23 protein-coding genes are annotated in these 25,437 nt (G+C 69.6%); 12 read left to right on the top strand and 11 right to left on the bottom strand.

All coding sequences use genetic code 11. The features are described 5' to 3' along the window. Window positions 1–328: 328 nt before the first annotated feature. Window positions 329–1,114, bottom strand: a complete 786-nt coding sequence (locus tag DJ75_RS07030) for an IclR family transcriptional regulator (RefSeq protein ID WP_094523804.1) — start codon at window positions 1,112–1,114, stop codon at window positions 329–331. 150 nt (window positions 1,115–1,264) lie between these two features. Here DJ75_RS07030 and DJ75_RS07025 point away from each other — a divergent pair, with 150 nt between their 5' ends. Continuing rightward, window positions 1,265–2,518, top strand: coding sequence for an MFS transporter (locus DJ75_RS07025; protein WP_094523803.1), 1,254 nt, complete (start codon window positions 1,265–1,267; stop codon window positions 2,516–2,518). A gap of 86 nt (window positions 2,519–2,604) precedes the next feature. Then, the gene (locus tag DJ75_RS07020) at window positions 2,605–3,564 is read left to right on the top strand and encodes a D-2-hydroxyacid dehydrogenase (protein WP_094523802.1); all 960 of its coding nucleotides are present in this window, start codon (window positions 2,605–2,607) and stop codon (window positions 3,562–3,564) included. 33 nt (window positions 3,565–3,597) lie between these two features. Here the strand turns inward: DJ75_RS07020 and DJ75_RS07015 are convergent, their stop codons facing one another. The 3 genes from DJ75_RS07015 to DJ75_RS07005 form a co-directional block, all read right to left on the bottom strand. Next, window positions 3,598–4,758: an acyl-CoA dehydrogenase family protein gene (locus DJ75_RS07015; RefSeq protein WP_094523801.1), complete on the bottom strand. Its 1,161-nt coding sequence runs from the start codon at window positions 4,756–4,758 to the stop codon at window positions 3,598–3,600. A gap of 128 nt (window positions 4,759–4,886) precedes the next feature. Further along, window positions 4,887–6,104, bottom strand: a complete 1,218-nt coding sequence (locus tag DJ75_RS07010) for a mandelate racemase/muconate lactonizing enzyme family protein (protein WP_094523800.1) — start codon at window positions 6,102–6,104, stop codon at window positions 4,887–4,889. A 28-nt stretch (window positions 6,105–6,132) separates the two neighbouring features. Then, entirely contained in the window at window positions 6,133–7,242 is a 1,110-nt protein-coding gene (locus DJ75_RS07005; RefSeq protein ID WP_094523799.1) for a mandelate racemase/muconate lactonizing enzyme family protein, read from the bottom strand. A gap of 123 nt (window positions 7,243–7,365) precedes the next feature. Here DJ75_RS07005 and DJ75_RS07000 point away from each other — a divergent pair, with 123 nt between their 5' ends. From DJ75_RS07000 to DJ75_RS06965, 8 genes are all read left to right on the top strand, one after another. Continuing rightward, complete coding sequence (locus DJ75_RS07000) at window positions 7,366–8,685, top strand: DUF362 domain-containing protein (protein ID WP_094523798.1); 1,320 nt, start codon at window positions 7,366–7,368, stop codon at window positions 8,683–8,685. A gap of 136 nt (window positions 8,686–8,821) precedes the next feature. Beyond that, on the top strand, window positions 8,822–9,610 hold the full coding sequence (locus DJ75_RS06995; RefSeq protein ID WP_094523797.1) for an SDR family oxidoreductase: 789 nt from the start codon (window positions 8,822–8,824) through the stop codon (window positions 9,608–9,610). Next, on the top strand, window positions 9,607–9,954 hold the full coding sequence (locus DJ75_RS06990; protein WP_094523796.1) for a cupin domain-containing protein: 348 nt from the start codon (window positions 9,607–9,609) through the stop codon (window positions 9,952–9,954). The genes DJ75_RS06995 and DJ75_RS06990 overlap by 4 nt, the downstream gene beginning before the upstream one ends. 21 nt (window positions 9,955–9,975) lie before the next feature. Next, window positions 9,976–10,797 carry a fumarylacetoacetate hydrolase family protein gene (locus tag DJ75_RS06985; RefSeq protein ID WP_094523795.1) on the top strand — a complete coding sequence of 274 codons (822 nt, stop codon included), beginning with the start codon at window positions 9,976–9,978 and terminating at the stop codon, window positions 10,795–10,797. 104 nt (window positions 10,798–10,901) lie between these two features. After that, window positions 10,902–11,330 (top strand): universal stress protein, encoded by a 429-nt coding sequence (locus DJ75_RS06980; protein WP_094523794.1) that lies wholly within the window; start codon window positions 10,902–10,904, stop codon window positions 11,328–11,330. 111 nt (window positions 11,331–11,441) lie between these two features. Next, a complete protein-coding gene (locus DJ75_RS06975; RefSeq protein ID WP_094523793.1) occupies window positions 11,442–12,587 on the top strand; it encodes a TAXI family TRAP transporter solute-binding subunit in 1,146 nt (381 codons plus the stop codon). 77 nt (window positions 12,588–12,664) lie between these two features. Next, the gene (locus DJ75_RS06970) at window positions 12,665–14,656 is read left to right on the top strand and encodes a TRAP transporter fused permease subunit (RefSeq protein ID WP_094523792.1); all 1,992 of its coding nucleotides are present in this window, start codon (window positions 12,665–12,667) and stop codon (window positions 14,654–14,656) included. Next, complete coding sequence (locus DJ75_RS06965; protein ID WP_094523791.1) at window positions 14,653–14,895, top strand: hypothetical protein; 243 nt, start codon at window positions 14,653–14,655, stop codon at window positions 14,893–14,895. The genes DJ75_RS06970 and DJ75_RS06965 overlap by 4 nt, the downstream gene beginning before the upstream one ends. Window positions 14,896–14,980: 85 nt before the next feature. Here the strand turns inward: DJ75_RS06965 and DJ75_RS06960 are convergent, their stop codons facing one another. Continuing rightward, window positions 14,981–16,453, bottom strand: coding sequence for an acetyl-CoA hydrolase/transferase C-terminal domain-containing protein (locus DJ75_RS06960; protein WP_094523790.1), 1,473 nt, complete (start codon window positions 16,451–16,453; stop codon window positions 14,981–14,983). A gap of 209 nt (window positions 16,454–16,662) precedes the next feature. Further along, window positions 16,663–17,871, bottom strand: a complete 1,209-nt coding sequence (gene lhgO, locus DJ75_RS06955) for an L-2-hydroxyglutarate oxidase (protein ID WP_094523789.1) — start codon at window positions 17,869–17,871, stop codon at window positions 16,663–16,665. Window positions 17,872–18,021: 150 nt separating this feature from the next. Between lhgO and rdfA the strand changes: the two genes are divergently transcribed. Then, a complete protein-coding gene (gene rdfA / locus DJ75_RS06950) occupies window positions 18,022–18,645 on the top strand; it encodes a rod-determining factor RdfA (RefSeq protein WP_094523788.1) in 624 nt (207 codons plus the stop codon). Window positions 18,646–18,683: 38 nt separating this feature from the next. On the opposite strand, the gene DJ75_RS06945 is transcribed toward rdfA, so the two are convergent. The 5 genes from DJ75_RS06945 to DJ75_RS06925 all read right to left on the bottom strand — a co-directional run bounded on the left by DJ75_RS06945 (window position 18,684) and on the right by DJ75_RS06925 (window position 24,825). After that, window positions 18,684–19,991, bottom strand: coding sequence for an acetamidase/formamidase family protein (locus tag DJ75_RS06945; protein ID WP_094523787.1), 1,308 nt, complete (start codon window positions 19,989–19,991; stop codon window positions 18,684–18,686). Window positions 19,992–20,392: 401 nt separating this feature from the next. Next, entirely contained in the window at window positions 20,393–20,812 is a 420-nt protein-coding gene (locus DJ75_RS06940) for a CTP synthetase (protein WP_241881368.1), read from the bottom strand. Continuing rightward, window positions 20,812–21,729: a glutamine-hydrolyzing GMP synthase gene (guaA, locus tag DJ75_RS06935; protein ID WP_094523786.1), complete on the bottom strand. Its 918-nt coding sequence runs from the start codon at window positions 21,727–21,729 to the stop codon at window positions 20,812–20,814. The genes DJ75_RS06940 and guaA overlap by 1 nt, the downstream gene beginning before the upstream one ends. Further along, a complete protein-coding gene (locus tag DJ75_RS06930; RefSeq protein WP_094523785.1) occupies window positions 21,730–23,385 on the bottom strand; it encodes a CTP synthase in 1,656 nt (551 codons plus the stop codon). A 168-nt stretch (window positions 23,386–23,553) separates the two neighbouring features. Then, a complete protein-coding gene (locus DJ75_RS06925; protein WP_094523784.1) occupies window positions 23,554–24,825 on the bottom strand; it encodes a PQQ-binding-like beta-propeller repeat protein in 1,272 nt (423 codons plus the stop codon). Window positions 24,826–24,948: 123 nt separating this feature from the next. Here DJ75_RS06925 and DJ75_RS06920 point away from each other — a divergent pair, with 123 nt between their 5' ends. Then, window positions 24,949–25,383 carry a hypothetical protein gene (locus tag DJ75_RS06920; RefSeq protein WP_094523783.1) on the top strand — a complete coding sequence of 145 codons (435 nt, stop codon included), beginning with the start codon at window positions 24,949–24,951 and terminating at the stop codon, window positions 25,381–25,383. The last annotated feature ends 54 nt before the right edge of the window (window positions 25,384–25,437 follow it).

The raw sequence follows: 25,437 nt of genomic DNA, 5'->3' as shown, positions 1-25,437 counted from the left end.
TTGAGGTCTCAGAGCAGATCGAGGGCGTAAACACCGTCGCGAGCGGAGCGATTAATTTCATCTCCATAATGTTCACCCGATCGTGACACACTTATGAATCACGTGCTGAGGACCCGATTCGGTGTCGGGGGTCCGGTTCGGACGGGGCGGATCGACTATCCGGAGCCGAGTTAAGATAACAAAAGTACTCCTGTTATTTTGAGCCGCGACAAGAGATCGGGCGGTTCACGGATGACCGATAACGGCGTTCTATCATATCGAACGAACGGACGCCGCGAACGGACGGACGCCGCGTACGGACGAGCACCGCGAACGGCCGGGCGCGGCGCTACGTGTGCGCGATGTTGAGTTCGAGTTCGTTCGCCGCGCCGAGCAGGAGGTCCGGGATCTCGGACTCGAGTCGATCCCCGTTCAGGCGGTGCGAGGGGCCGGTGACGCTGAGCCCGCCGATCACCTCGCCGTCCGGGTCGCAGATCGAGACGCCGACGGCGTGGGTGCCGCGGAGCGACTCCTCCCTGTTGAAGAAGTAGCCGCGCTCGCGTCCCGCCTCGATCTCCGCGCGGAGCTCGTCCGGGTCGGTGACGCTGTGTTCCGTCACCGGCTCGAACGACATGCGTTCGAACATGTCGGACAGTTCGGGCTCCGGAAGCTCGGCGAGGATCGCCTTCCCGGCCGACGCCGCGTACAGCGGAATGCGGCTGCCGATCCCGGGGTCGGTGCGGACCGCCCGGTCCCCGACGGCCCGCGCGAGGTACACCGCCTTCCCGTGTTCCTCGACGAAGAACTGGGCGCGCTCCCCGGTGACCTCCGCGATCTCCTCGACCTTCTGGCGCACGAGGTCGTACCCGCGGTAGCCGCTCCGTGCGGTGACGCCGATCTCGAGGAACCGGAGGCCGACGTGGTACCCCCCGTCGCGCCGGACGACGTAGCCGAGGTCCGCTAGGGTGTGGAGGTGTCGGTGCACCGTGCTCTTCGCGTAGTCGAGTTCGGCCGCCAACTCGGCCAGAGACGCGCCGTCGTTCTCGACGAGGCGTTGCACGACGTCGAACATCGTTTCGGCGGTCCGTACCGCGTCTTTTTCCGGCGTATCGGCGTCCTTCGGCCCTCCGTTCATACTCACGCGTCGGACTCCAAACATAAAAGCGTTCGATTGCGTCGAACGTTTTTGACGGTCGTTGCCGCCTCTCGGCGACGGAGCGGGACCGCCGCGCGACCGCCTGCCCCTACGCGTAGGTTTAATCCGGACGACCGTCTGCGGCCATGCGTGGTATCCCGCTCGTCGATCGCCGGAGCCGACTCGGGGATCGTCCGAGAGCGACCCTTCCAGCTGCTGCTTCTCATCAACGTCCTCCCGCCGCTCGGCACCGCGCTCCTCTCGCCCGTGCTCGGATCGCTCGTCGAGCCGCTCGGGGCGTCGACGGCGAACATCGGGCTCATGATGTCGGCGTTCACCGCGCCGTCGATCGTCGTCATCCCGATCGCGGGCGTGATCTCCGACCGATACGGGCGGCGGCCGGTATTGCTCTTCGGACTCGTCTGGTTCGGGCTCACCGGCACCGCCATCGCCTTCGTCTCCACCTTCGCCGCGGCGCTCGCCCTGCGCGCGCTCCAAGGGATCGGGTTCGCCGCGCTCACGCCGATCATCATCACCAGCCTCGGCGACCTGTACGCGGGCACGAAGGAGGCGACCGCGCAGGGGCTCCGGTTCACCGGCTCCGGGCTGTCGCAGACGGCGTTCCCGCTGGCCGCCGGGGTGCTCGTCGGGATGGCGTGGCAGTACCCGTTCCTGCTGTACGCCGTCGCCTTCCCGATCGCGGCGGTCGTCTACCTGTACTTCGAGGAGCCGCTCGATAGCGAGGCGGCGGACGATGGTTCGGAGGCGGGGATCCGGGCGCAGATCGGAGACATGCGCGCGCTCGTCGCGCACCGCCGGGCGTGGACGATGGTCGTGGCGCGCGGGAGCGCGAACGTCGCGTGGTTCGGCTTCCTCACGTACAACTCGATCCTCGTCGTCGACGTGCTCGGCTACACGCCGGCGGAGGCGGGGGTCCTCGCGGCGGTCGCGAGCCTCACGTACGCGCTCGCCGCGACGCAGGCCGGGCGGATCGCCTCCCTGTTCGACGACCGGCTCTACCCGCTCGTCGCCACGAACCTGTCGATGGGCGCCGGGCTCGCGCTCGCGTTCCTCGCGCGATCGTTCGCGGTCGCCGCCGTCGGCGTCGTGTTCATGGGGATCGGGTTCGGGCTCGTGCTCTCCATCTACCGGAGCGTCATCACGACGCTCCCGCCGCCGGACCTCCGGGGCGGTCTGGTCAGCCTCGGCGAGGGGAGCGGGCGCGCGGCGGCGACGGCGACCCCGGTGGTCATGGGCGTCGCCGTCGCGGTCGCGACCCGCCCGCTCGGGTTCGAGGCGGCGGTCCGCGCGGTCGGCGCCGGCACCGGCCTCGTCGGCGCGGGCGTCGGGATCGGCTGCCTGCTCCTGATGAGCGCGTCGCCGCCGATCCGGATGGGGGAGTAGCTCCGGGGGACCGCGACGACCGCGGGCCGACGCCGCCGACGACCGCGACCCCGGGTACTTTGTCGGCCGACCGCGACGCGTGGAGCATGTCCACTATCGACGTCGCGGTGCTCGACCACGACGCGCACGGAATCCCGGCGGCCGACTACGCGGAGATTCTCGACCGACGCCTCCCCGACCGGGAGGTGCGCCTCGCCGCGACGCCCGACGACCACCGGCGCTACCTGCGGGAGGCCACCGTCGTTGCCGGGAAGTACATCGACGCCGAGGAGGTGGCGGCCGCCGAGAACCTGCGGCTGTTCGCGTGCAACGCCGCCGGCGTCGACCACCTCCCGCTGGACGCGCTCGCCGATCGCGGCGTCGCGGTGACGAACGCGTCGGGCGTCCACGGCCCGAACGTCGCCGAGCACGTGCTCGGCTGGGTGCTGACGTTCGCGCGGCGGCTCGACGAGGGGCGCCGCCGCCAGCGGCGCCGGGAGTGGCGCCGCTTCCAGTCGTTCACGGAGCTCGCGGGGAGCACCGTGACCGTCGTCGGCCTGGGTTCAATCGGTGAGACCGTGGTCGAGCGGTTCGAGGGGTTCGACGTCGACACGGTCGGCGTCCGCCACACCGTCGAGGACGGGGGGCCGACGGACGACGTGGTCGGCTACGACGGTCTCGCGGACGTCCTGCCGGGGACCGACGTGCTCGTCCTCGCGTGTCCGCTCACGGAGACGACAGAGGGGCTGATCGGCGAACCCGAGCTCGACGCGCTGCCGGCGGACGCGATCGTCGTCAACGTCGCGCGCGGCGGCGTGATCGACACGCCGGCGCTCGTGGACGCGCTGCGGGCGAACGCGCTCCACGGCGCCGCGCTCGACGTCACCGACCCCGAGCCGCTCCCGAGCGACCACGACCTGTGGGGGTTCGAGAACGTCTTCCTGACGCCCCACGTCGCGGGCCACACGCCGAAGTACTGGGAGCGCTGCGCCGACGTCCTCGTCGGGAACCTCGAGCGGGTCGCCGAGACCGGCGAGTACGAGGGACTGAGAAATCAGGTCGTTTAAAAAGGCGCCGTCGGAGACGGAGCGAGCGCCGGACTACTGGTACGCCTGTATCCCCGTGATGTCCTCGCCGAGGATCAGCGTGTGGATGTCGTGGGTGCCCTCGTAGGTGTAGACGGTCTCCATGTTCGCCATGTGACGCATCGGCGAGTAGTCGGCGGTGATCCCGTTGCCGCCGAGCATCTCGCGGGCGATCCGCGACTGGTCGCGCGCCATCCGGACGTTGTTGCGCTTGGCCATCGAGACGTGTTGCGGGCGCATCTCGCCCGCCTCCTTGAGGTCGGCGAGCCGGTGGGCGAGCAGCTGCGCGAGCGTGATCTGCGTCGCCATCTCCGCGAGCTTCTGCTGTTGCATCTGGAAGCCGCCGATCGGCTTCCCGAACTGCTCGCGGTCGGTGGCGTACCCCTTGGCGACCTCGAAGCAGTCCTGCGCGGCGCCGACCGCGCCCCACGCGATGCCGTAGCGGGCCTGCGTCAGGCACGACAGCGGCCCCTTCATCCCCTCGACGCCGGGGAGGCGGTTCTCGGCGGGGACGCGGACGTCCTGGAGGCTGATCTCGCCAGTGATCGACGCGCGCAGGCTGAGCTTCTCGTCGATCTTGTTGGTGGTGACGCCGTCGCGGTCGGTCTCGACGAGGAACCCGCGCACGGGGTTCCCGTCCTCGGTGCGGTCCTTCGCCCAGACGACGGCGACGTCCGAGATCGGGGAGTTCGTGATCCACGTCTTCGACCCGTTGAGCACGTAGCCGTCACCGTCGGCCTCGGCGCGCGTCTCCATCGCGGAGGGGTTCGAGCCGTGCTCGGGCTCGGTGAGCCCGAAGCAGCCGACCGCCTCGCCGGTGCCGAGCTTCGGCAGCCACTCGTCTTTCTGCTCGTCGCTTCCGAAGGCGTGGACCGGGTACATCACCAGCGCGCCCTGCACGCTCGCCATCGAGCGGAGCCCGGAGTCGCACGCCTCCAGCTCGCGCATCAGCAGGCCGTACGCCGTCTCGCTGACGCCGGGGAGACCGTACCCCTCAAGATTCGGCGCGTAGAATCCCATCTCGCCCATCTTCGGGATGAGCTCTTCCGGGAACGTGCCGTCGATCCAGTGCTGGCCGATGTCGTCGACCTCGCCGTCGATGAACGACCGGGCGGAGTCGACGAGCATCCGCTCCTCCTCGGACAGAGTCGACTCCATGTCGAAGTAATCGAGCATACGATCGCTTGCGATCCCAAGGATAAATAAGTATACTCTTGGCCGGCGAGCGGCTGGGATCGCGGGTCGCTTCGCGTGTCGATTCGCGGGTCGGGGCGAGTCGAGAGCGCGCCTGCGACGGGCGCGGCTCAGAACCCGTCGGTCCCCTCGAGAAGGTGCGCCTCGACGACGTCCATATCGAGCTCGATCCCGAGCCCGGGGGCCTCCGGCACCGCGATTCGCCCGTCCTCGATCAGCGGCTCGTCGCGCGCCAGCAGGTCGTCCCACCAGTCGACCTCCAGGGCGTGGTACTCCAGCAGGTCGAAGTTCGGCGTGGCCGCGCCGAGGTGGACGCAGGCCATCGTCCCCACCGGGCTACAGACGTTGTGCGGGGACATCGGCATGTAGTTCTCCTCGGCGCGGTCGGCGATCCGCGTCGTCTCCGTGAGCCCGCCGACCGTCGCCGGGTCGGGGGTGACGACGTCGACGCCGTGCTCGTAGATCAGGTCCGACAGCTCGAAGACGCGGAACCGGTTCTCGCCGGTCGCGACCGGCGTCCGCGTCGCCTTCGTCACCTCCTTCTGGGCGTCTATGTTCTCCGGCGGGATCAGGTCCTCCAGCCACATCAGGTCGAACTCCTCTAACTCGTGGGCGAGCCGCTTCGCGCTCTCGACGGAGTAGTCCCAGTGGCAGTCGAACGCGAGGTCGACGTCGTAGCCGATCTCCTCGCGCACGGCCGCGACGATTTCCTTCTTCTCTCGGATCGCCGCGTTCGTCAGGCGCCCGTTGTACGGATCGTTCTCGTTGTCGGCCGGCAGGTCGAGGTCGAACTTCAGCGCCGAAAAGCCCATGTCGGTGACGCGGCCGGCCTCGGCGGCGTACGCCTCGGGGGAGTACGCCTCGGCGTCGGCGTAGGCGGTCGCGCCGTCCTCGACCGCGTACGCCTCGCCGGCGTGGCAGTCGCAGTAGAGCCGGACCTCGTCGCGGTACTTCGAGCCGAGCAGCTGGTAGACGGGGAGGCCGAGGATCTTCCCGGCGGCGTCCAACAGCGCGATCTCGATGCCGGAGGCCGCGGTGACGACCTTCCCGGTCGTGCCGCCGTGGCCCGACATCTCTTGGAAGATGTACCGAACCAGGCGCTCGACGTCGAGGGGGTTCTCGCCGACGAGGAACCGGTTCGTGTACTCGACGAGCTCCGGGACGCCGCCGCCGCGGTACGCCTCGCCGATGCCGGTGACGCCGGCGTCGGTCTCCACTCTGATCAGGTTCCACTCGAAGTTCCCCTCGACGACGCAGGCGTCGAGGCCGGTGATCTGTACGTCTCGGTCCGGGTCGCGGGTGTCGATCTGGTCTGAGTAGTCTCGCATGTGTCTGGTTGAGTGATATTTGTCGGGGTCAGTCGTCTCTGAATCGCTCCAGCGCGTCCTCGTCGAGCGGCACGCCGTGGCCGGGGCGGTCGGGGAGGTCGATCATCCCGTCGTCGCCGGGCGTCACGGGGTCGGCGACGACGTCGTCGAACGCCTTCACGTCCATGTCGCGGTAGAAGTACTCCACCCAGAGGCCGTTCTCGATGGCCCCGAGCAGCGACGCGTGGATGTTCCAGTTGTAGTGGGGCGCGATGGGGATGTCGTACGCCGAGGCGTGGTTCGCGATCTTCAGCCACTCCGTGACCCCGCCGCAGACGGTGACGTCGGGCTGGAGGATCGTCGCCGCGCCCGTGTCGGCGAGGCGGGCGAAGTTGTGCCGCGTCCCCTCCAGTTCGCCTGTGGCGACGGGGTAGTCGATCCCGTCGTTCACCTCGGCCATCGTGTCGACGCGGTCGATCATCACGGGCTCCTCGATGAAGTACGGGTCGTACGGCTCGAACGCCCGACAGTTGCGGAGCGCCTCTGTGCTGGAGCCCCAGACGCCGTTGGCGTCGAGCAGGAGGGTACGCTCGTCGCCGATCTCGTCGCGCACCGCGGCGACGCGCTCGGCCTCCTCGTCGGCCGACAGGCGCCCGACCTTCATCTTCACGACGTCGTGGCCCTCGTCGAGGTAGCGCCGCATCTCGTCGCGGAGCGCCTCGTGGCCCTTGTCGTCGCGGTAGTAGCCGCCGCTGGCGTACGACGGGACCGACTCCGAGTGCCCGCCGAGCAGCTTGTGGAGGGGCATGTCGGCCGCCTTCGCCTTCGCGTCCCAGAGCGCGATGTCGACCGTGGAGATGGCGCGCAAGAAGAGACCGGTCCGACCGATCTGGACGTTCCCCTCGTACATCTCGTGCCACAGGCGCTCGGTGTCGCGGGGGTCCTCGCCGACGAGGATCGGTTCGAGCAGCGACTCGACCGCGTCGGCGATGAGGCCGGCCCCCTCGTACCCCAGCGAGTAGCCGACCCCCTCGTGACCGGTGTCCGTTCGCACGTACGTGATCGCGTGGTCCCGGTAGGTGAGCGTCCGGTTGGAGAAGGAGACGGGCGACTCCAGCGGCAGCTTGATCGGGAACGACTCGACTTCGGTTATCTGCATACGTGCAGCGGCGTCACACGGGTACAAGTAGACCCCCGTATCGGCAACACTCTCAGGCGCGGTGCCGACCGCAGCCGCGCCGACCACCCGCAGTTTTTGTATCGTCGCCACGAGGGGGCCCACATGGAGTTCCCCGACCGATCCGACGTCGACGGGCTCATCGACCCGCAGCCGCTCCCGGGGTTCGCGCGGGTGCGGTACGAGCCGGAGACCGAACGCCTCGACGACCCCGTCGGGGCGGCGCGCGAGGCGCTCGGCTCGCTCGACCTCGACGGCCTCCCCGCGGGCGCGACCGTGGCCGTCGGGGTCGGCAGCCGCGGGATCGACCGGATCGACGAGGTCGCGGCGGCGGTCGTCGACGAGGTCGCCGAGCGCGGGTTCGACCCCGTGGTCGTCCCCGCGATGGGCAGCCACGGCGGCGCGACCCCCGAGGGGCAGCGCGAGGTGCTGGAGGCGCTCGGGATCACGGAGGAGACGGTCGGCGCCCCGATCGACGCGCGGATGGCCGCCGAAGCGCTGGCGACGGCGCCCGTTGGCGACGTCGACATGCCGGTGTACTTCTCTGAGGCGGCGCTCGCGGCCGACGCCGCCCTCGTCGTGAACCGCGTGAAGGCCCACACCAACTTCACCGGGCCGATCGAGAGCGGGCTCGCGAAGATGACCGTCGTCGGGCTCGGCAAGCAGCGCGGCGCCAAGTCGTTCCACTCGACGGCGATCGCCGAGGGGTACGTCGAGACGCTGACCGCCGCGCTCGACGTTATCGAGCGCGAGACGCCGCTGATCGGCGGGATCGCGCTCGTCGAGAACTTCGAGGAGGAGGTCGGGCACCTAGAGGCCGTCCCCGCGGGGTCGTTCCTCGACCGCGAACCGGAGCTGTTGGAGCGCGCGTACGAGGAGATGCCGACGCTCCCGATCGACGACGTCGACCTCCTCGTCATCGACGAGATCGGCAAGGAGATATCCGGCGCCGGGATGGACACGAACGTCATCGGGCGCTACCGCGTCCTCAACGCGCCCGACCCCGAGACCCCCGACATCGACCTCATCTACGTGCGGGGGCTGACCGAGGCGACGAAGGGGAACGGCAACGGGATCGGCCTCGCCGACCTCACCCGGCGGGCCGCGGTCGACCAGCTCGACCTGAAGAAGACGTACGCGAACGCGCTCACGAGCGGGTCGCTCTCGAAGTCGAAGCTCCCCGTGGTGGCGCCCGACGATGAGTTCGCGCTCCGGACCGCGCTGGCGGCGCTCGGGGGGTACGACCCCGAGACCGTCCGGATCGTCTGGGTCCAGAACACGCAGGACCTCGGGGAGCTCCTGGTCTCCGACGCCGCCGTCGACGACCTCCCGGAGGCCGCGACGGTGGTCGGCCGCGAGACGGTGGGGTTCGACGACGGGACCGCGGGGTTCGAGGCCGATCCGCCGGGCGGTCCGGACGCATAGCGCCCCGACCGCGGTCGCCTCGTCCGACGGATTCCCGTCGCCCCACCCAATAGGCTTCTGCCCCAGCCTGTAGGGAAGCTTCTGCCCCATTGCCTGTAGGGAAACGTTTTCACGCCGCACTCGGGATGGGTGAGGCATGGACCTACAGATCGACGGGAACGCGGCCCTCGTCACGGCGTCGTCCAGCGGACTCGGCAAGGCATCGGCGAAGGCGTTGGCCCGCGAGGGCGTCGACGTCGTCATCAACGGCCGCGACGAGGAGCGGCTGGCGGCCGCGAAAGAGGAGGTCGAGGCGGTCGCGACCGGCGAGGTCGTCGCGCAGTCTGCCGACCTGACCGACGCCGACGAGGTCGCGGCGCTCGTGGAGACGACCGTCGACGAGTTCGGCACGATCGACCACCTGGTGACGAGCGCGGGCGGCCCGCCCTCGGGCGCATTCCTCGACACCGACGACGAGGACTGGCAGCACGCCTACGACCTGCTCGTGATGAGCGTCGTCCGGCTGGCGCGGGAGTCGTACCCGCACCTCAAGGAGGGCGACGGCGGCACGATCGTCAACATCACCTCCCGGAGCGTGAAGGAGGCAATCGACAGCCTCGTGCTGTCGAACGCCGTCCGGATGAGCGTCATCGGGTTGGAGAAGACGCTCTCGAAGGAGTTCGCGCCGGAGGTGCGCGCGAACGCCGTCCTGCCCGGCCCCCACGAGACGAGCCGCATCCGCGACCTCGTCGAGGCCGCCGTCGAGCGCGGCGACTACGACTCCTACGAGGAGGGGCTCGACGACTGGGCCGGGAACCCGCTGGAACGCATCGGCGACCCGATGGAGCTCGGCAACACCGTCGCGTTCCTCTCGTCGCCGAAGTCCGGCTACGTCAACGGCACCGCGCTCCCGATCGACGGCGGCTCGACCGGGGCGAACTTATGAACCCGGTCCCGTTCGACGAGGCGGAAACGTACGAGCCCGAGGAGGGCTGGCGGCGCGTGGCGATGGCGGGCAGCGACCAGTTCTCCTTCGAGTGGTTCGAGAAGCCGCCGGGCCACAGCTCGCCGATGCACGACCACGAGAACGAGCAGGTGTGCCTCTGTCTGGAGGGCGAGCTCACGGTCGCGACCGAGGACGACTCGGTCACGCTCCAGAAGAACGACTCCGTCCTGCTGGAGTCCAACGAGGCCCACCGGGTCGAGAACACCGGGGACGAGCGCGCCGTCGGCCTCGACGTGTTCGCGCCCGGGCGCTCGTTCGACTTCTGGACGGACCGCGAGGAGTGAGATGAACGGAGCGACCCCCCGATGAAGTACCTCGCGCGCACGGCGACCGGCGACCCCCTGCTCGGCGGCGACGAGGGGTACGTCCCTCTCGGCGCCGTCGAACCGGATCTGGAGAGCGTCCGCGACGCGCTCCCCCGGGCGGCCGCGGGGACGCTCGGCGACGTCGCCGACGCGACCGCCGACCCCGTCCCGGCGGCGGACGTGACGTTCGGCGCCCCCCTGGCGTCGTTCGGGAAGCTGTGGGGGATCGGGCTGAACTACGAGGAGCACGCCGGCGACCTCGACGAGGAGCGCCCGACGGAGCCGGCGAGCTTCATGAAGCCGTCGTCGGTCCTGACGGGGCCCGGCGGTCCGATCCGACTGCCGCCGGAGGCGCAGAGCGAGCGGGTGACCGCCGAGGCGGAGCTGGCCGTCGTCATGGGCCGAACGTGCCGGAACGTCGACGATGGCGACGTCGACGACGTGATCGCGGGGTTCCTGCCCGTGATCGACATGACCGCCGAGGACGTGCTCCAGCGGAACCCGCGCTTCCTCACGCGGGCGAAGAGCTACGACACGTTCCTCGTGCCCGGCGCCGCGCTCGCGGTGCCGGAGGAGCCGCTCGACCTGGAGCCGCTCTCGGTGCGGACCGAGGTCAACGGCGAGGTGCGGGCGGAAAACGAGATCCGGAACATGCTGTTCCCGCCCGCGGAGATCGTCTCGTTCCACTCCGACGTGATGACGTTAGAGCCGGGCGACCTGTTCAGCACGGGGACGCCCGGCGCGGCGCCCATCGACCCCGGCGACGAGGTGCGGGCGGTCGTCGAGTCGATCGGCGCGGTCGACGCGCCGGTGACGCGGTAGGCGGTCGGCGCGGTAGGCGGTCGGCGTGTCGACCGGGGGGCGGCGTCCGCCGACCGCGCCGCCGGCAGCCATCTTTATTACCCGCTGTTCGGTTAGGTGTCCGTATGTACCGCGTACTGCTCCCCGTCGGGGGGGACGTCGAGCACGTACTGGCCGCGGCTGACGCCGTCGCGTCGCTGCCGAACGCCGCCGACGAGGTCGAGGCGGTGATACTCAACGTCTACGAGGGGTTCGAAGTCAGCGGCGAGGCCGGCCGCGTCGACTCCGAGGACGTGTGGGACGAGGAGAACTACCCCGAGAGCGTCGACGCCGTCGAGGACCGGCTGGCGGCGGCCGGCGTCGAGACGGCCAGGCGGCGCGAGCACGGCGACCCCGCCGACACGATCGTCGAGGTCGCCGCGGAGCTCGACGTCGACAACGTCACGATGAGCGGGCGGCGACGGAGCCCGACCGGCAAGATGTTGTTCGGGAGCACGACGCAGTCGGTGTTGCTCGCGGCCGACCGTCCGGTGACGGTGATCCTCGAGGACTAAGTCGGCGGCCGCGACGTGTTCGACAGGGTTCACGACGTGGAGTATTCTCTCCGTTTAAACTGAAACAAACAGGTACATTGTTATTGATCGACCGAATGTACACGGTTGAGCATGGCAGATAACTCAGTCAATCGGCGCAAGTTCCTGTACGGCACGGGCGCGGTAGGTATCACCGGACTCGCGGGTTGTGCCGGCGGCGACGGCTCCGACGGCTCCGACGGCTCCGACGGCTCCGACGGTTCTGACGGCTCCGACGGCTCCGACGGTTCTGACGGCTCCGACGGGTCGGACGGCTCCGATGGCGACGACAGCGCGGAGCTCTCGCTCCGAGTCGGGACGTCCGCTGGCGGGACGCAGGACGTCGGGCTCGCCGTCGAGCGCGCGGTGAGCCAGGAGAGCGACACGCTCGACTACTCGACCATCGAGAGCCCCGGCTACATCGGGACCATCTATCGGATGGCACAGAACCAGTTCAACGCCGGCATCACCGACAACAACTCGCTCAACAAGGCGCTCGACGACCGCGGCCGGTTCGCCGAGCAGTCGGTGTCCCGAATCCCCCAGTACGGGTTCGCCGCGTTCCCGTACAGCATCTACATCGTCGCCCGCGACGGCACGGGCATCGAGACGTTCGACGACCTCGCCGGCGCGAACGTCTACCCCGCCGAGCCGGGGTACTCGACGCGCGCGACGACCCTCGACGTCTGGTCGCAGGACCCGACCGCGGACGTCTACGACCAGATGAACATCCAGGACATGGGCGTCGGTGACGCGCCCGGCGCGATGGAGGAGGGCACCATCGACGCGTCCATCGCGTACGGCTCGCCGGGCGTTCGGTACACCGGCTTCGTTCAGGAGATGGCCTCCCGGGTCGACCTCCACTACGTCGAACCGACGGACGCGCTCATCGAGTCCGCGGAGTCGTACTCCGGCGCCGGCACGACCCGGACGTCCTACAGCGACTGGGAGATCGCGGGCACGGACATCGGCACCGACGAGGTGTTCACCTGGGACCTCGAGGTCAACTACACGTTCAACCCCGAGGCCAATCCCGACGCCGTCTACGAGCTGTGCCGCGTCGTCGACGAACACAACGACGTCGTCAACGACGGCGAAGCGCAGTTCAACGACTTCGGCGGCACCGCGGACATGCTCGCCTACGCGCAGGAGCGCATCCCGGTCCACGCCGGTGCCGTCCAGTACTACAAGGACAACGACGCCTGGGACGACAGCCTCCAAGAGGGCGACACGGCGTAACCCCTCCCGAGGCGTAGCTCCGACTGGCGAACCGGGATCCAACTAATATTTTACTACAAACAAACGCATACCCAAACATGGCTACACAATCCGAACGGCAGACCGGTCCCGCGGGGTGGCTACGAGGCCTCGACATCGGCGTCACGCTCACGGCCGTCCTGTTCTGGGCGGTCGTCCTCTGGTGGGCGTCCACCCAGCAGTGGTCGCCGGTCAAGTACGCCGTGCTGTTCGTCGGCGGCATCATGACGGTGTACGCGCTCAACGAGACCCGCGAATCGATCGAAGAAGGCAGCCGGATAGACGCCTTGGTGTTGCTACCGGCGGCCGGCGTGCTCATCACGGCGTCGTTCTACTTCTTCCTGAACTTCGAGATGGTGTATCTCCTGCGTCAGGGGTTCGCCAGCGAACACGAGTACATGCTCGCGCGACTCATCATCATCTCGCTGCTGTACCTCACGTGGCGCGAGTTCGGGAACCTCTTCCTCGGGCTCGTTATCAGCGTGATGCTGTACGCGATGTTCGGCGACGCCGTTCCGGGCGTCCTCGGACACGCCGGGATGAACCAGCTGACGCTCCTCCAGGCGACGGTCACGGACCTGTACGGGTTCTACGGCTCGCTGACGCAGCTGACCGCGTCCTGGATCGCGCCGTTCCTCCTGTACGCCGGGCTGTTGTTCGCGTACGGCGCGTTCGACCTGATCCTCCGACTCGCCATCGTCGCGGCCGGCCGCATCCGCTCGGGCGTGGCCCAGACGGCCGTGCTCTCCTCGGCGGTCATCGGCTCTATCAACGGCTCGTACACGGCGAACGCCGCCATGACGGGGTCGTTCACGATCCCGACGATGAAAGAGAGCGGGATGTCCGGCCACCGCGCGGCCGGCATCGAGGCCGTCGCCTCGACTGCAGGACAGGTGCTCCCGCCGGTCATGGGCGCCTCCGCGTTCGTGATGGCGTCGTACCTCGGCGTGGCGTACCTCAACATCGTCGTCGCGGGGCTGGTCCCCGCGGCGATCCTGGTCACGTCGATCGCCATCGCGGTCCACTACACCGCGATCAGCGACTCCAGCGACCAAGACATGGAGTTCTCGGAGTTCTTCGACGAGACGCTATCGCGCAACGAGAAGATCGCCGAGGCGCTGCGGTTCGGCATCCCGTTCGGCGTCCTGATCTACTACCTCGGCTTCGCCCAGTACACGGTGATGACGTCGGCGATGTACACCGTGTTCGCGATGATGCTCACGGGCGTTCTGATGCCGCCGCTCCAGCGGCTCGTCGACAGCTCGGATGTCTCGCCGGTCTCGGAGTTCGTCACGCAGATCAAGAACACGATTCACGGCTTCCGGCGAGGGGCCATCATCCTCGCGCCCATCGCCATCATCCTCGTGGTCATCAGCGGCGTCGTGAACCTGTTCTCGACGACCGGCGTTCCCGCGAAGATCGCGCTGCTGATGATCAACCTCTCCGGCGGGGTCCTGCTGTTCGCGGTGCTGCTCGGGATGGCCGTCGCCATCGTGATGGGCGTCGGGATGCCGACGGTGGCCGCCTACGTCATCGTGGCTATCCTCATCGTCCCGACGTTCGTCTCCGAGTTCGGCGTCGCGGAGATCACCGCTCACTACACGATGTTCTACGCGGCCATCTTAGCGGGCATCACGCCGCCGGTGGCGACGGCGGCCGTCGTCGCGGCGGGCATCGCGGAGGCGAACTTCTGGCGGACCTGCGGGGCGGCGCTGAAGATCGCCGCGCCGCTGTTCGTCCTCCCCATCGCGTTCGTCTACAACCCCGCCCTGATCTCGATGTCGCCGGGCGTCAACACGCTCTTGACCGGCCTCCTCGTCGTGATGGGCGCCATCTCCATCATCTACGGGCTGAACTACCCGTTCGAGATGTCCGTCGGGCGCGTAGTCCTCACCCGGGGCGCGCTCGCGGTGCTCGGCGTCCTCGTCATGACGTACCCGATGATGCTCGCGAAGGTCGCGGGCATCGCCGTCTTCGTCGCCGTCTTCGTCGCGGAGAAGGTGATGGTCCGCGGTCTCAAGAGCCCGTTCACCAGGGAGGTGAAACAATGAGCCCGAGCAGAGAGGCCCCCGAAGACCAAGTCGACACGTCCGATGTGGGCGGCCTCGCGGAAGTCGTTCCGGATCCGCTGATGCCGGTCTGGCGGCGCATCGAGCTGATTCAGGAGTTCCGGAGAACCCACGGCGACACCTACGTCACGGGCTTAGAGATACTGACGGCGATCGCGCTGGCGGTCGGCTACGGCTGGTGGGTGTTACTTTACTTCACCGGCGGCGGCGTCAGCCTGTAGCCGCCGTCCGACCGGTCGACCGTTCGCCGCTCGCTCGCGGCGCTTCTCGCTGCGGGCTCGCCCGTAGAAACGGGCGAGGCCGCGCTCACTCGAACCACTCCGCGGCGCGCTCGACGTCCTGCGGGATGTGATACTCCCGCTCGCAGACGTCGTCGAGGTACGAGCGCAGCTCGGGCGCGAACTCGGGGTGCGCGCAGCGGTCGACGATCAGCTCCGCGCGCTCGACCGGCGAGAGCCCGCGCACGTCGGCGACGCCCTGCTCGGTGACGAAGACGTCGACGTCGTGTTCCGTGTGGTCGACGTGGAAGGTCTGCGGGACGACCCGCGAGACCGCGCCGTCGTTCAGCGCGGAGGGGAGCGCACACACCGTGATCAGCGAGTTCCGGTTGAAGTCGGCCGAGCCGCCGACGCCGTTTATCATGCGTTCGCCGCGGACGTGCGTGGAGTTAACGTTGCCGTAGAGGTCGAACTCGATGGCGCTGTTCACGCCGATCACGCCGAACTGGTCGATGAGCCCCGGGTGGTTGGAGACGTCGGCCGGCCGGAGCACCACGTCCTCGGCGTAGCGCTCGACGTCCTCGAAGAGCCGCGCCTGCCCCTCGTCGGTGAGCGCGAGCGACGTGGCGCTCGCGGCCGCCAGCCCGCCTTCGTCGAGCATGTCGAAGAGCCCGTCCTGGATGAGCTCGCCGAAGTAGACGACCTCGCGGTCGCCGAAGTCGAGCGCCTGGAGCTCGCCCATCAGGGCGTTGCCGAGCGATCCGACGCCGAACTGGAGGTGGACCGCGTCGTCGAAGACGGGGGAGCGATCCAGCTCCTCGCGGAGGAACGAACCGAGGTTGGCGGCGATCGCGAGGTCGTCGTCCGTCGGGTCCCGGAAGGTGTACGTCGAGTCGGGAATCTCCGTCTCGACGACGCCCGCGAGCTTCTCGGGGTCGAAGCCGACGTGTACGGTGCCGATTCGCTCGCCGGGGTCGGAGAGGGGGATCGGTCCGCGGTCCGGCGGCGCGTCGGGGCGGTAGACGTCGTGGAGCGCCTGCAGTTCGAGCGGCTGGTGGCGGTTCAGCTCGACGTACAGCTCGTCGGCGGCCTCGACGAAGGCGGGCACCTGCCCGAGCGACGTGGAGGGGACGAACCAGTCCTCGCCGACCGCGACCGCCTCGACGACGGCGACGTCGGGGTCGACGAGCCCGCCGTACTGGACCTCGTCGCCGATCGAGGAGGCGTTACGGTCGCTGAAAGCGATCTCGCGGGCGTCGGTCTTCTCGCGGGCGACCCGCGACGACTGGTAGGAGAACCGGCGCTCGACCTGCCCGGAGCCGACGAGGTCGACGTCGATCTCGTCCCCGACCTTCCCGCTGGCGACCAGCGTGAGCGACAGGTCGCGGGGCGACGACGCCAGCGCGAGCGGGATCGCCTTCGGGTAGCCGACGCTGCCGAAGCCGCTCGTGAGCACCGTCGCGTCGGCGTCGACCGCGGCGGCCGCCGCCTCGGCGTCGACGATCGGCACGTCGCCGTGGAGCCGGCGCTCGATCGGCCCCCGGTCGGGACCGCGGCTCATCGGTCCCCTCGGTCCGGACGCGTGGAGCGCTCGCGAGTGGCGTGGGGCTCGCGAGGAGCGGTGCGACCGTCGACGGCGGCCCGGGCGGGGCCGCCGCGAGTCGGGATGGGCGTGTGTGGTGTCATGGGTCCGACGCGGGGCGTGCGGTGGGGAGCCCGGGCTCCGGCGCCGCCCCGTGAGTGGCGGTCGCAACGTCGGCCGGCCGGGACTTAAACGGTCACCTTCGCCGCGAGCCGCTCCGCGATGTGCTCGCCGAACGGCAGCGAGGAGGTCAGTCCGGGGGAGACGGCGTTGAGGACGTGGACGGCGTCCTCGCGCTCGACGAACAGCGGCTCTTTCACCAGCTCGCCGTCGGCGCTCACGAGCTGCGCGCGGATCCCGGCGTAGCTCTTCCGGAGGTCCTCGGCGCGCACGTCGGGGACGAGCTTCTGGGAGGCCGCCGCGAACTTCTCCTTCCGGTACGACTTGTTCAGCTCCGCCCACGCGACCGAGAGCATCAGCGGCGAGGCGAGCAGCCGCCGGAAGCCGCCGTAGGTGAGCGTCTCCAGCAGTTCGCGGGGGTCGACGTCGGTGTTGTCGTACGCCTCGCGGCCGAACGCGAGGACCGCGTTCGGGCCGACGATCACCTTCCCGTCCGTGCGGCGGGTGTAGTGGACGCCGAGGAAAGGGAGCTCGGGGTTCGGCGTCGGGTAGATCATCGTCTCGCAGAGCTCGGCGCGCTCGGGCCGCACCTCGTAGTACTCGCCGCGGAACGGGACCACTTGGTACTCCTCGCCGACGCCGACCTGGTGGGCCAGCGTGTCGGCGTGGAGCCCGGCGGCGTTGACGAGGGAGGAGACCTCGAAACGGCCGTTGCTCGTGTCGAGCCGGTACCCCTCGGCCGCCTCCTCGATCCGCGAGACCTCGTAGCCCGTATAAATGGTAACCCCGAGGTCACGGGCCTCGCGGGCGAGCGCGTAGACGTACTGCTCGGAGTCGACGGAGGCGGCCTCCGGGGCGTGGAACGCGGCCTGGCCCTCCGCGTGCGGCTCGTGCTCGCGGATCGCCTCGCGGGAGTCGAGCAGCTCGTAGGCGACGCCGTTGGCCTCGGCCCGCTCGGCGAGGTCGTCAAGCCGCGCCTCCTCCTCGTCGTCCGTCGCGACGACGAGGACGCCCAGCTCCTCGCAGGGGACGTCGTGCTCCTCGCAGTACGCCTTCATCCGGGCGGTGCCCTCGGTGGCGAACCGCGCCTTCTTCGAGCCCGGCGGGTAGTTGAACCCGGGATGGAGCACGCCGGAGTTCCGACCGCTCTGGTGGGCGGCGAGGTGGTGTTCCTTCTCTAGGACGGCGACGTCGAGGTCGGTTCGCTCGGCGAGGTGTTTGGCGACCGACAGGCCGACGCAGCCGCCGCCGACGATGGCGACGTCGTGGCGCATCATTGCGTGTCCGACGGATCCGGGAGCGGTGGCATATAGGTGCCGTTCGGCGCGGGCCGGCGGGGGGTCGCGGCGCCGTCTCCGAGCGGTCCCGCCGCCGCCCCTCGGGGCCACGGTAACGCCTATATCGCTGCCCGACTGTGGTACTAACGAATGACCGATACGAGCGGCGGGCGCCGGAACAAGGTGGCGCGCCTCGTCGACGAGTACGACTTAGACGGCGTCGGCGACGAGCTGGAAGCGCGGTGGACGGCGACCGGCGACGACCACACGAGCCTGCGCGACCTCGCGTACGAGTTCAACCGCGCGCTCGTCGAGTCGCGGCTCGACGAGACCGGGGTGCGCCTGTCGGCGCGGGAGCTGGACGCGGTGGTGCGCTCGCTGACGGGCGACGACGTCGCCGCCGCCGACCGGACGCAGCTCCGCCGGCGGCTCGAACGCGAGGGGGTCGACGTCGACGCCCTCGACTGCGACGTGGTCACGTACCAAGCCGTCCGGAGCTACCTCCAAGACCACCGCGGCGCGGAGTACGAGCCCGACGACGGCGACCGCGCGACGACCGCGGCCCGGGCCATCGGGAAGCTCCGCGGTCGGCTGGTCTCGGTCGCGGAGTCGAAGCTCCGGGGACTCCGGAAGACCCCGGCGCTCACGCTCGGGGAGTTCCGGGTGCTGGTGGACGTGAGCGTGCTCTGTACGGACTGCGGCTCGCGGTACGGCGTCGCCGACCTGCTCTCGTCGGGGGGCTGTGACTGCGAGGCGACGGAACCGGAGGAGTAGGCCGACGGGGAAGACGGACGCGTAGCCCGACGGCGGCGTTACAGGTCGTACTGGTCGCGGACCGGCCCGTCGAGGCCGCGGTCTTCGAGGACGGCGAGCGGCGCCAGCATGTCAAGCTGGACGACGCCCGGGAGCCGCCCGACCTGGACGCCCCCGGTGAACGTGCAGCGCCCGCGGACCTCGCCCTCGCTCATGTCCAAGAGCTTCGTCGCGCGGTCGAAGGCGTTCTGCGTGGCGTCGTTGACGGTGGCGCCGGAGCCGACGACCTGAATCGGCGCCATCTCCGTCTCCGTCTCGACGCCGTGCTCGGCGCCGAGCTCGCGGCCCGCCTCGCGCTCGGCGTCGGTGTACGGCGCGCTGATGAACGGGAGGTCCTCCTCGTTCGGGAGCAGCACGGGGCCGTCGAGTTCGAGCCCCTCGATCACCTCCACGTCCATGGTGACGGTGCCGCTCACGTCGGTGGTGTGGAGGGAGAGCTCGCCGTCCCCCTGGTTCGCGTGGAGGTCGCCGACGTAGATCCCGGCGCCGTCGACGTCGACGGGGCAGATCAGCGTGGCGCCCGGCCGGACCTCCGGGATGTCCATGTGGCCGTCGGTGCGCTTCTCGAGGTCCGCCTCGGTCTCGACGCCGTAGTCGTGGTCGGCGCCGATGAGGCTCTGCCCGAAGTCGCCCGCGTTGTGCGAGTCGGGCATCGTCACCGACGGCGTCGTCCCGATGTTGCCGATAAACGGCCGGAGGCGACCGAGCGTGCCGGGCATGCCGTCCGGCTCGTACAGCAGGATCGGGTGTTGCCGGGAGTTCTCGGGGATGTCCATCACCTCGTCGGCGTCGAGCGCGAGCTCGTGGGCCCCCTCCTCGTCGAGCGTGACGCCGACCGCGTTCTCGTGGTCGAACGCGACGGTGTAGCCGTACTCGAAGCCGAACGACGAGGCGTTGGCGCCGCACTCGGCGCAACGGATCGCGTCCTCGCCGGTCCCCTCGACGTAGGAGTCGGGCCACGTCGTCCCGCACTCCGGACAGCGGTGGTCGACGAACGGGTCGTCGCGGAACGCCGCCTCGCGTTCGGCCATCGACCCCGTGCTCGTCGCCATGCTCGTCACCTCCACGTCGCGGATGCGGATCGCGACGGCGTCGCCCACCTCGGCGCCCTCGACGCGGATCGGTCGCGTCACCTCGTGACCGCCCCGGAACGAGGGGGTGACCATCGGCCCCCAACAGCCCGGCGGCGTGTACGTCGTCACCGTGCCGCCGTCGGCGACGGTGCCGGCCCACTCTTGATCGGGACCCACCAGCCCGAGCGTGTACTGGTCGACGTACAGCTCCTCTTCGATCTCTTGCTGTGACATAACACACCATAGTACGGTGCACACCGAAATAATGCTACTGCTCGCGGAACCGCGGCGGCGGTCGCGCAGAGAGAGGATGTTTCAAAACAAATAGTAAATGAGATACCAGTCATTTCGAGGTACAAAACGTCGACGAGCCGGGAACTGAACGCAGATCTGGGACTTATCGTCCGCTAAACGCCGTTTAAATGGATTTCAGAGGACTATTCTCGGTGAGTTCGACGGTGACCGGCGTGAGTCGGAGACACGAGCGTACGCGGGCAAAAACCCGCAGAAACGGCGTTCTCGCCGGACCGGCGACGACGACTGAAATTTCGATGTCGAACAACAGTCCAATTCGAAGAATACTCGCGTTTCTTATAAATGTCGGCTTCGGGGCCGGGGTCGGCGTGGTGACCCGACTACGCCGCGCGGTCGGCGGCGCCGTCGACCAGCTCCTCGGCGACGGTCGCGGCGTCCATCAGGGCCGGGTCGATCGCGAGGTCGGCGACGCCCGCGACGAACTCCGGCAGGGACCGCTCGGCATACGTCACGGCGAGGACGCCCGGGTGCAGCTCCTTAGCGATCGGGATCCCGGTCGCCTCCTCGACGTCGGTGAGGACGAAGTAGGCGGCGTCGGCGATGCCGGCGTCGGTGAGCGCGTCGGCGGTGACGAGCCCGTCGATCCGGCGGATTTCGACGCCGAGCGCGGCCAGCTCCTCGCCGAGGCCGTGCTCGTCGGGGCCGGCGACGACGGCGAGCGCGCCGCCGTCAGGGCCCGTCTCGCCGGCGCGGTCGCCCTCGGCCCGACCGCCGTCGGGGCGAGCGGATTCGCCCGCCATCACTCGTACTCGATCGTCGCGGGCGGCTTGTGAGTCACGTCGTAGACGACGCGGGCGACGCTCTCGTTCTCGCCGGTGATCCGGCTCTGGATCCGCTGGAGCGTGCTCCAGTCGAGCTCCTGCGCGCGGGCGGTCATCCCGTCGCGGCTCTCGACCGAGCGCACGGCGACGACCCAGCCGTGGACGCGGTTGTCGCCTTTCACCCCGGTCGCCTTCCCGAGGACCGCGGCGAACGCCTGCCACGGGTCGTACTCCTCCAGCTCCTCCTCGACGACGTGCGTCGCCTCGCGGGCGACCGCGGCCTTCTCCGGGGTCACCTCGCCGACGATGCGGACGGCGAGCCCGGGGCCGGGGAACGGCATGCGCTCGGAGATGATCTCCTCCAAGCCGAGTTCGCGGGCGACCTCGCGGACCTCGTCTTTGTACAGGTCGCGGACCGGTTCGACTATGCCCTCGAAGTCGACGACCTCGGGGAGCCCGCCGACGTTGTGGTGCGACTTGATGTTCCCCTCGGACTCGATGCGGTCGGGGTAGATCGTCCCCTGCACGAGGTAGTCGGCGTCGGCGTCGCGGGCGACGCTCTCGAACTCGTCGATGAACCCCTCGCCGATGACGTGGCGCTTCTCCTCGGGGTCGGTGACGCCCGCCAGCCGCTCGAAGAAGCGGTCCTGCGCCTCGATCACCCGCAGCGACTCCATGAACGAGAACGTGTCGCGGATCTCCGCCGTCTCGCCCTTCCGCATCAGCCCCGTGTCGACGTAGACGGGGGTGAGCTGGTCGCCGACCGCCTCGTACGCGAGCGTCGCCGCGACCGAGGAGTCGACCCCGCCGGAGAGGGCGATCACGGCGTTCGCGTCGCCGATCGCCTCCCGGATCTCGGTTATCGCCTCGTCGATGAATGCCTCCGTCTCGACCATCTATAGCCTCACGTCCGCGTTCCGCTCGGTTGTGTCCGTCGATCCCAGCGCCGCCTCGACGAGGGCGACGAACGGCGGGCTCGCGCGGTCCGGCCGCGACCGGAACTCGGGGTGCGCCTGCGTCCCGAAGAAGAACGGGTGGTCCGGGCGCTCTAAGATCTCCATCCGGTTGTCGGCGCGCCCGGAGAAGGTCAGCCCGTCGGCCTCCAGCTCCTCGATGTACTCGGGGTTCACCTCGTAGCGGTGGCGGTGACGCTCCGTGCAGGAGTCGGCGTCGTACACCCGCGCCGCGAGCGTGCCGGGCTCGATGGCGGTCTCGTGGGCCCCGAGCCGCATCGTCCCGCCCATGTCCTCCGTCTCGTACTGTTCCGGCAGCAGGTCGATGACCGGATAGGGCGTGTCCGGGTCGATCTCGGCGGAGTGCGCGCCCTCCAGCCCGAGCACGTGGCGCGCGTGCTCGACGACCGCCATCTGGAAGCCCAAGCAGAGCCCGAGGAAGGGGACGTCGTTCTCGCGGGCGTACCGCACGGCCTCGATCTTCCCGTCCGTGCCGCGGGAGCCGAACCCGCCGGGGACGACGACCGCGTCGGCGGACGCGAGCCGCTCCTCGTGGCGCTCGGTGGTCTCGTCGGCGTCGACCCAGAGCACGTTCACCTCGGTCCCGGTCTGGATCCCGGCGTGTTTCAGCGCCTCGTGGATCGACATGTACGCGTCTTCGAGGGCGTACTTGCCGACGAGGGCGACGTCGAGCTCCTCGTCGCGGTCGCGGGTGACCAGCTCGCGCCACTCCGTCGAGCGCTCCGCCTTCGGGAGCGCCTCCTCGGCGAGGCCGAGCCGCTCCATCACGTGCTCGTCTAACCCCTCGTCTTCCACCATCAGCGGGACGTGGTAGATGTCCTCGACGTCCGGGTTCGAGAAGACGGCGTCCGTGGGCACGTCGCAGAACAGGGCGATCTTCTCTTTCGTCTCCCGGTCCAGCCGGTCCTCGGAGCGGCCGACCAGGATGTCGGGCTGGAGCCCGATCGAGCGCAGCTCCTTCACCGAGTGCTGGGTCGGCTTCGTCTTCTGTTCGCCGTTCTTCGAGTAGGGGACGAGCGTGACGTGGGTGAAGAGGATGTCCTCGTCGTCCTCCTCGTGGGCGAACTGCCGGAGCGCCTCGAGGAAGGGCATCGACTCGATGTCGCCGACCGTGCCGCCGATCTCGACGAGACAGACGTCGGACCCCTCGGCGGCCTCCCGGATGCGGCGCTTGATGTCGTCGGTGACGTGCGGGATGATCTGGACGGTCTTGCCGAGGTAGTCGCCGGCGCGCTCGCGCTCGATGACGTGCTGGTACGTCTTCCCCGTGGTGACGTTGTGGTCGAACGTCATGTCGGTGCCGAGGAAGCGCTCGTAGTTGCCCAAGTCGAGGTCGACCTCGCCGCCGTCCTTGAGCACGTACACCTCGCCGTGCTCGTAGGGGTTCATCGTCCCGGCGTCGACGTTGAGATAGGGGTCCACCTTCACCGCGGTGACGTCGAAGCCCGCGTTCGCGAGGAGCCGCCCGGTGCTGGCGGCGGTGATCCCCTTCCCCAGCCCGGACATGACGCCGCCGGTGACGAACACGAACTTCCGACCCAGCGACGGGTCGTACCCTGTGTCGGGATCCGTTGGCATATCGACCGTCCGTCAGGGGCCGGCAAAACCGTTTCGGACCCTCCGTTTCAAGTGGACGTTCGTGACGTTACGCGGCACACCGCCGGTCGCCGTCGGAAGTCGGCGGCGAGTCCCAGACGGGTCGCCGTCGGAAGTCGACCGTGGAGCCGAGGCGGGGCGCCGACCGCGCTACTCCGGCGCGGCGAGCTTGTAGCACATCCCGGCCTCGTCGGAGTCCTCCGGGGCGCGCTCGGCGTAGTAGACCGCGTCGTCAGTGACGAGCGGTGCGCTGGTGACGTCGCCCTTCCCCTCGACGGCCCACGTCACCGAGCCGTCCGCGCGGTCGAGCGCGTAGAGGTGCGCGTCGTAGGAGCCGGCGAGCACGTGTTCGTTCGTCGCGGTCACGCTGCCCGTCGCCCAGCCGTTCACCGGGCTGGACCACTCCTCCTCGCCGGTCGCGAGGTCGATCGCGTACACGTTGCCGTCGTGGCTCCCCACGTAGACCGTCCCGTCGTGAACCGCGGGCGCGCACATGACCATGTCGTCGGTCTCGAACTCCCAGAGCCCCGTGCCGTCGGCGACGTCGACGGCGGTGACCGTCTCCGCCCACGACGGGACCACCGCGATCCCGCGACTGACCGCGATCGGCGCCTTGACGTCGCCGCCGGTGTCGTAGGTCCAGGCCCGCTCCCGGTCGGAGACCGACCACGCGTAGACGTGACCGTCGTTCGAGCCGAAGAGGAAGCGGTCGCGCTCCAAGTCGACGGCGACCGTCGAGTGCGGGTGGTCTGTCGGCCGGTCGTCGCGCCACTCCACGTCGCCGGTCTCGGCGTCCATGACGACGACCGTCCCGCTCGGCGTCGCGTACTCGACGGCGACGTACAGCCGCCCCTCGTGGTAGGTCGGGCTGGCGGCGGCCGCGTCGCCGACGTCGGTCTGCCACAGGATCTCGCCGTCCGCGACCGACACCGCGGAGACGACGCCGTCGTAGGTCCCCACGTACGCCGTGCCGTCCGCGATCGCGGGAGTGCCGTGGCTCCCGCGGGCGTCGTCGGAGATCGAGGTCGACCAGTTCGGCTCCCCGTCGGTCGCGATCGACTGGACGCGGCCCGTGTCGTCGGCGACGAGGACGTCGCCCGGCGGCGCCAGCATCGGGCTTCCCTTCGAGGCGGTGTGGTCGCCGCGGTTCGCCGGCACCGCCCACCGCACCTCCACGGTCTCCGGAACCGTCGCGTCGATGTGGCCGTGGTTCCGGAGCCCCTGTCGGAACTGCGAGGCGAGCCCGTCGGGCGACTGCCGCCGGTCGTCGAGGGCCAGCGGGAGGTCGACGCCCTCGAAGTCGGAGTCCCCGTCGTCGCCGTCGCCCGACGGGTCGCCGCCGAGCGCGCTACACCCCGCGAGGCCCGCGACGCCGACGCCGCCGGCGACGCGGAGCCAGTCGCGTCGCGTCCGTTCGGTCATGGGGTCCGGTTCGCGGGTGAGGATAAAAAGGCATGGCGCTCGGACGCGGGCGGCAGGGCGGCGCGCGGGAACCGATCCCGCGGCGAAAAGCACTCGTGGCTCGCGGCCGCACCGCTCGCCGTCATGAGCTTGTCCCCGATACCCCCCGCGGTCGCGGCGGTCGCCGCGGTCGCGACCGCCGTGACGCGTCGCCTCCCGCCCCTGCTCGTCGGGTCGTCGATACCGAGTCCGTCGGCGGAGCGCATCGCGCTGTACACGCTCGGCGGGCGCTTCGTCTCGTTCCTCTTGATCTACGGCCTCCTGCTCGGCGTCGCCGTCGCGGTCGGGAGTCGCCGGGCGTCGACCGACGGCGACGGGGCGACCGCGCTGGCGACGGGCGTCGTCGCCGCGGTCGCGTACCTCGTCGCGAGCGCCGCCCTGCTGGTCGTCCTCGATCCGAACCGCGTCCTCACGAACGCGGTCGCCGGGGTCGGCTCCGCCGTCGGCGTCGGCGTCCAGCTGGCCGTCGTCGTCTTCGCCGGGCTCGCGCTGGCGGACCGTCGGCAAACCGGTGCGTAAAGGGCATAAGACGACGAAGTGACCTTCCCGCGGCTCGTCGGTTCGAGTGTGAGA

Source organism: Halorubrum sp. Eb13 (assembly GCF_002252895.1).
Lineage (GTDB): Archaea > Halobacteriota > Halobacteria > Halobacteriales > Haloferacaceae > Halorubrum.
This window is presented reverse-complemented; position numbering and strand designations above follow the sequence as displayed.